This is a genomic window from Microcoleus sp. Pol17C6 (assembly GCF_036701145.1).
Taxonomy (GTDB): domain Bacteria; phylum Cyanobacteriota; class Cyanobacteriia; order Cyanobacteriales; family Microcoleaceae; genus Microcoleus.
In genome coordinates, this window is record NZ_JAUBQH010000038.1 from 56,977 (window position 1) to 62,976 (window position 6,000).

A 6,000-nucleotide genomic window follows, 5' to 3' on the forward strand; every position below is an offset into this window, starting at 1 on the left:
TAGAGATAATTATAAAATAACAGGTTTCGGGTGCATCTCTACTTGTTGAAAACTTGTGAGTTTTGAGTTGTTAACTGAAAAGTTATAATTAACTCAAAACTCATAATTTTTTGGATTTGAGATGGGAGATTGGATAGTGGGAAAACTGATGAATATCAGGGTTGAAAACCCAGGGTAAGCTCATCTAATTTGGTATAAATTGTACTTGACAAAAAGACAACTATAGAAAACGTGGCATTCACGTATGAGCAATTCTATAATGCCTTAAAAGCTAAGTCATCAAGCCGTAAAACTCAATGGATAAAGGATTCCTGCCCGTTGTGCCAACGTCTGAGTCAAAGCAACCACGCTCAGAAGCCCCACCTATTTCCATGCAAGAGTTACAAGGGAGCTTGTCAAGTTATTTTGATGACGTACCCGACCCAAGAGTGAACCGAACCAAACGCCACCTACTGAAAGACATTCTCGTCATTGCCATATTATCTACAATAGCTGGAGGTGAGGGATGGGAAGACATGGAAAATTATGGAATCAGTAAGCAGCAATGGTTGCAAAAATTTTTAGACTTACCCAATGGCATCCCGAGCGATGATACCTTTCGACGAGTTTTTGAAAAGCTAGACCCGAAAGTTTTAGAACAGAAGTTGACTGAATGGGTTAAACAATTAATTGGGCCAGTTGGCCAACAAGTTATCCCGATTGATGGCAAAAATCTTCGAGGTTCTTATGACCGAAAAACCGGGGTAAATAATTTACATTTAGTGACAGCTTGGGCCAGCGAAAATCGGTTGGTACTTGGACAAGTTAAAGTGGAAAACCATTCCAATGAAATCACAGCTATCCCAGCTCTATTGGAATTAATCGATGTCACCGGAGCGATTATTACGATGGATGCGATGGGTACTCAGACCGAGATTGTGCGGCTCATTCGTCAAAAAAAAGCCGATTATGTCGTTACCCTCAAAAAGAATCATCCAACTCTTTACAAACAAGTCAAGACCTGGTTTGAAACAGCCAGAGCCAACCAATTTGCTGGAATTGAAGTGAGTGAAGATTCCCGAACGGAAACAGCACATCATAGAGTCGAAACTCGAAAAGTTTGGGCGGTTCCAGTGGCGGCACTCGGACGACTTTACAAACAAGAAGACTGGGCAGATATTCAGACTATTGTTATAGTAGAACGTTTCCGTTATTTGTGGAACACAACCACTCATGAAGTACAGTTCTACCTGAGTTCCTTACCCGTAGATGCCCGGCTTAATGGTCGCGTTATTGGTCAACATTGGAGCATTGAAAATCAAGAACATTGGATTTTAGATGTCACTTTCAATGAAGACCGATGTCGCATTCGGTCGTTGAATAGCCCTCGGAACTTGGCTGCTATCAGACGGATGTCCCTGAATGCTGTCAATCAAGAAACTACTCTCAAGCGTAGCTTGCGACAGAAAAGGAAACGGGCTGCAATGAATGATGAATACATGATGCTTCTTCTCAAATCCTTTTGTCAAGACTGATTGAGATGCTCTTACCCTGGTTGAAAACCGCTATAAAGTTAATATTTTTTAAACTGATATTAAGAATCAAAACTATAGGCAGTTTCCGGTTGAGGAGGAGTGTGCGATCTTTACCAGCACAGCCAGTCGCATTGGTCGATCGACCATTCCGGCAATTTGAGCCCGGAAGTGTCAAAATATTAACAACCAGTTCATCCCCAAAATATATGGCTCCCGCCGTTTTAATTGAAAATCTTCAGAAACGCTACGGCACTGTAGAAGCCGTTAAAGATGTTTCCTTCAAGGTAGAACCGGGGGAAATATTTGGTTTGCTAGGCCCCAACGGTGCAGGCAAAACCACAACCCTGCGGGTACTTTGTACTTTGAGTGCGCCCGATAGCGGACGCATTGAAGTGTCTGGTATTTCTGCTGTCAGTCAGCCGAGAATTGCCAGACAAAGACTAGGCTATGTCGCCCAAGAAGTGGCTCTTGATAAGGTGCTGACGGGGCGGGAACTCCTGCAACTGCAAGCAGCGCTTTACCATTTGCCGCGCAATACGATTAAAGGGCGGATTGACGAAATGGTGAAACTCCTCGGTTTGGAGGAGTGGGAAAATAAAAAGACGGGTACTTATTCCGGCGGTATCCGCAAACGCCTCGACTTAGCTGCTGGGTTGCTTCACCAGCCGGATGTTTTGGTGTTAGACGAACCGACTGTCGGGCTGGATATTGAAAGCCGGGTGGTAGTGTGGGATTTCCTGCGTCGCTTGCGGGAAGAAGGTACGACGGTTTTGATTACAAGTCACTATCTCGAAGAAGTTGACGCTTTGGCAGATCGCGTGGCGATTATTGACAAGGGTACGGTGATTGCTGAGGGGACGCCGGAGGAGTTGAAAAATCGGGTTGGGGGCGATCGGGTGACTTTGCGGATTCGGGAGTTTTCGCCGCTGGAAGAAGCCGAAAAAGCTAAAACTCTGATGGAATCTCTGCCTTTTGTGCAGGAAGTAATTGTCAACGCGGCTCAAGGAAATTCTCTCAATTTAGTAGTAACACCGCAAAGCGATGCGCTGGTAACTATTCAGCAAGCTTTAAAAAATGCGGGATTGCCTACTTTTGGGATTGCTCAATCTCGGCCGAGTTTGGATGATGTGTATTTGGCTGCGACGGGTAAGACGCTGTTGGATGCGGAGTTGGCTGCTGCTAGCAACCGCGATTTGAAGGCTGAGCAAAAACAGGCGATGCGATCGTAGTTTAGTTTAATAGTAATCTCCGCGCGCGGGGTCATAAACCCGGTTTCTTGACAGATTTCTCGTCGCCAAACCAGATTTTCCTCAGAAACCGGGTTTATGAGGCCTTAGTCCTATTTAAGATGATTCGGCCGTTGAAATCGCTCCTTGTCAAACGAAGTCCGCCTGCGCGAACTAAGAAATAAAGGGAGATATTTAAGCTGGATTTGATATCATAAATCTAACACTTGCTCTGCTGTCAGCGCTAATTCTGGGAAAGTTCGAGATATAATTCGCTCAGTTCCTCGGTAAGCAGTCATTTGATAAACGCCATTTTCATCAAGCAGGTAAACAAAAACAGTCGGCTCTTTCGGGTTGCCCAAATAGTTTCTGCTACCCAACGCTAAATAATCGACAATCCAATATTCAGAAATTCCCAGCCGCTGATATTCATCCAGCTTGTCGATATAATCATCTTCCCAATTTGTTGAGACAACTTCTACAACTAATTGTGGTGGTTCAGTTAGTGCTGAATAGGCAAAGGGCTGCGATTCCCAGAGGGTTTTGTCTACTACTGTAACATCAGGATGGCGGCCTTGTTCTTTACCATTCGGGGTTAATGTCCTCAGCATAAATCGGCCAGATACCCTGTAATTGAGCGGAACGCGATCGACTTCTCTATCAAATTGTTTTATCAGAAAATCAGCAACATCCTCATGCAGTCTTATTGGTAATATTTTCACAATTTCTCCATTGACAAGTTCATAGCGGCCTTCTTCGTCGGGAAGTTGCTTTACAAATTGCTCGAAACTGAGAATCTGCTTAGGTTGGGTACGAGTTGCGGTCATGATTTCATCTCATTTAGCTAGATATTTAAGACTATTCTGCAACCATTTTAACATACTGTTTTAACACAGGTGGAATCGTGAAAACTATTTCAGATTCATAGCTCAATTTTTCGAGCATTCCCCGTCTTGCTAAAGATTGAATTGCTTGACATAATTCGCGCGGGGAACCTTGACATTTTGCCATAAATTGGGGAAAGGAAACAGGTTGTATTTCATTACTAAGTTGCGAAATCGCCTGTTTTTCTATTTCCGACAACCGCTGATAGTGCTGCTGCAATATCGGCGTCAATTCATCGCTTAAAAATACTGGTTGATAGCTTAAATATTGAGAGACTCTACCGCCAAATAAGTTGTTAATGGTTTGAGCGACTAATTTTAACCACAGGGGATTACCTTGATAAAGCGCAATCAATTCTGGCCAAGTTTCTTCATCCAATAAACCTTTTTCTCTAAGAATTTCTGTTGCGGCTTCACCTAAACCGGTTAACTGTAATAAACATACTGCTGAATTATCGTCGGTGAATGTAATGATGTCTGAGGGAGGTTCCCAACTATTGAGGATTAAGCAGCTATTGTGGGGAATTTCGCCGATGAGTTTAAATAGGGTTCCGTAATTTTCATATCCGGGTTTATAATTTCCTGCAAGTTGCCCGCTGCTGAGAATTTGCTGCATGTCATCTAGGATGATGAGACAGCGATTGTCGCGCAAAGTTTCTATTAGGATTGACAACTGAGCATCGGTGTTGGTGGAAAAGTTAATATCTGTGCGATCGCAGAGAAATTGAATAATATTTTTGAGAGTTGTTTCTAGGGGTGGGGAGGTGCGGAGACTGCGCCAGATGATGCGATCGAATTGAGTTTGAATTTGGGGGATGAGGTTACGGGCGATCGCACTTTTGCCGGTGCCTGTCATGCCTGTGATGGTGAGGAGGCGGCAGTTTTGCTCTATAATCCAGGTTTCGAGGGCGGTGAGGGGTGAGTTGGGGTAGTTGTAGAAGGTTTTGAGCTCCGGTGCATCTCTTAAATCGAGTCGCGGTTTTTGTTGGGTGTCGTCTTGATTCGAGGTTTGTGTAGGGGGTGAGTGTTGTGGAGCTTTTGGAGGGTGTGAGGTTTCTGTGCAAACGTTTATATTTCCTTTTTGCACAAGGTTAAAATAACCCGAATTTGAAACTTTAGAGATTTCATATCTCTCCATTGTGGAGCGAAAATTTGATTTCTTGACATTTTCTCCCAATATATCAGAGAGAAGTTTCCATAATTCCCTGGCAACCTGTTTAATATGATCCTCACTGCGTTTGCAAGCTTTAGCTATTTCTGGGTATTTATGACCTTCCCACACTTGCTCTAAAGTACATCTTTGTAGGGAATCAAGATGTTTTCCCGTCTTAGCCAATATCTGATCGTCTGTCCATTGTAATACATTTTGAATGTCTATAGGGCTGCCTTGGAGTATGGTTGAATTTAGGATTTTCCCACTTTATAACACTTTTTCCAACTTAAACAACTAAATCACACTAAAATCTCACTGTAAACTTTTGTGAATTTCACTAAATCCCACGTTTTACCTCTAGCAACAACCTCAAGAAGAATAATTAATAATTGTTAATAGCATCATCCTGCTGAACAGGGCACCGGACTTTCCCAAAAATAAAACTTCAGATTTGTTAAAAAATTAGGGATTAAAATAATGAGTTCTTACTTATTTAAAGCTACCCATATTACAAGAAGTGCTAAGTTATTCGTAGCTACTCTCTCAACGATCAGCTTACTTGGCGGTTGTAGCTTGCTCGATTTTTCAGGAGTTGAGGTTAAGGTAACTGACATCCCTGTTGGGCAGTCTGAAATCAAGTCAGGGAAAATTATGACGCTTACGGAATCAAAATCAATTAAAGAACAAGGACAAAGGATTAAACTAACTAAGAAAACGGAAGGTCAAACAGAAAACTCTACCAACTCTACCGCTATTGTGGTTGCAAAATTTGGTAATGAACTCAGATTAATAGATTTTTTTGTACCTGAATTTAATGAAAAACCTCAATTAAGCTTTGTATCAACTGCCCGTAGCCTAGTTTTTATGAATCCCTTATTTTTAGGCTTGCCTTTGAAAAAGCAGATTTCAATTTTTCAAGCAATCGAAAAAAACAAGCAGTTTAAAGATTTAGTCAATTTAGTTTCTAAATCTACGTCACTATTTGATGAAAATCTATTCAAATTAGCTTCTGAGATTGCTCTTGATGTAGCTATAGATCAGCAAGTATTTTTACCTGAGACTTCCCAAAACTCCTCAAACCACCTTCAAGAACAATTAAAAAGCAATCAAAAATTAGTTAATAATCAGGCCTTGGGTGGTCAAATATTCGTAAGGATTCAGGTCTAAAAACTTGCGGCTCCAACGCTTGTCTGGCAAGGGTTGTAGGGCAAAATAAGGGTTTT

Annotated in this window: 5 protein-coding genes; 3 read left to right on the forward strand and 2 right to left on the reverse strand. The window is 42.1% G+C overall.

Annotated features, from left to right (window positions below; all coding sequences use genetic code 11):
* Positions 1-296 precede the first annotated feature (296 nt).
* Together QUA25_RS19065 and QUA25_RS19070 are read left to right on the forward strand one after the other, a co-directional pair.
* Positions 297-1,514, forward strand: a complete 1,218-nt coding sequence (locus QUA25_RS19065) for an ISAs1 family transposase (RefSeq protein ID WP_445242231.1) — start codon at positions 297-299, stop codon at positions 1,512-1,514.
* A 206-nt stretch (positions 1,515-1,720) separates the two neighbouring features.
* On the forward strand, positions 1,721-2,743 hold the full coding sequence (locus QUA25_RS19070; RefSeq protein WP_333040505.1) for an ATP-binding cassette domain-containing protein: 1,023 nt from the start codon (positions 1,721-1,723) through the stop codon (positions 2,741-2,743).
* A gap of 209 nt (positions 2,744-2,952) precedes the next feature.
* On the opposite strand, the gene QUA25_RS19075 is transcribed toward QUA25_RS19070, so the two are convergent.
* Both QUA25_RS19075 and QUA25_RS19080 read right to left on the reverse strand, forming a co-directional pair.
* The gene (locus QUA25_RS19075) at positions 2,953-3,567 is read right to left on the reverse strand and encodes a Uma2 family endonuclease (protein WP_333040507.1); all 615 of its coding nucleotides are present in this window, start codon (positions 3,565-3,567) and stop codon (positions 2,953-2,955) included.
* Between the two features lie 31 nt (positions 3,568-3,598).
* Positions 3,599-4,960 carry an NB-ARC domain-containing protein gene (locus tag QUA25_RS19080; protein WP_333040508.1) on the reverse strand — a complete coding sequence of 454 codons (1,362 nt, stop codon included), beginning with the start codon at positions 4,958-4,960 and terminating at the stop codon, positions 3,599-3,601.
* A 294-nt stretch (positions 4,961-5,254) separates the two neighbouring features.
* Between QUA25_RS19080 and QUA25_RS19085 the strand changes: the two genes are divergently transcribed.
* Positions 5,255-5,944 (forward strand): hypothetical protein, encoded by a 690-nt coding sequence (locus QUA25_RS19085; RefSeq protein WP_333040510.1) that lies wholly within the window; start codon positions 5,255-5,257, stop codon positions 5,942-5,944.
* Positions 5,945-6,000 lie beyond the last annotated feature (56 nt).

Bases quoted from the DNA above. Each gene is read 5' to 3' on its own strand.
- QUA25_RS19065 (WP_445242231.1), top strand. From the start codon at position 297: ATGGATAAAGGATTCCTGCCCGTTGTGCCAACGTCTGAGTCAAAGCAA.
- QUA25_RS19070 (WP_333040505.1), top strand. From the start codon at position 1,721: ATGGCTCCCGCCGTTTTAATTGAAAATCTTCAGAAACGCTACGGCACT.
- QUA25_RS19075 (WP_333040507.1), bottom strand. From the start codon at position 3,567: ATGACCGCAACTCGTACCCAACCTAAGCAGATTCTCAGTTTCGAGCAA.
- QUA25_RS19085 (WP_333040510.1), top strand. From the start codon at position 5,255: ATGAGTTCTTACTTATTTAAAGCTACCCATATTACAAGAAGTGCTAAG.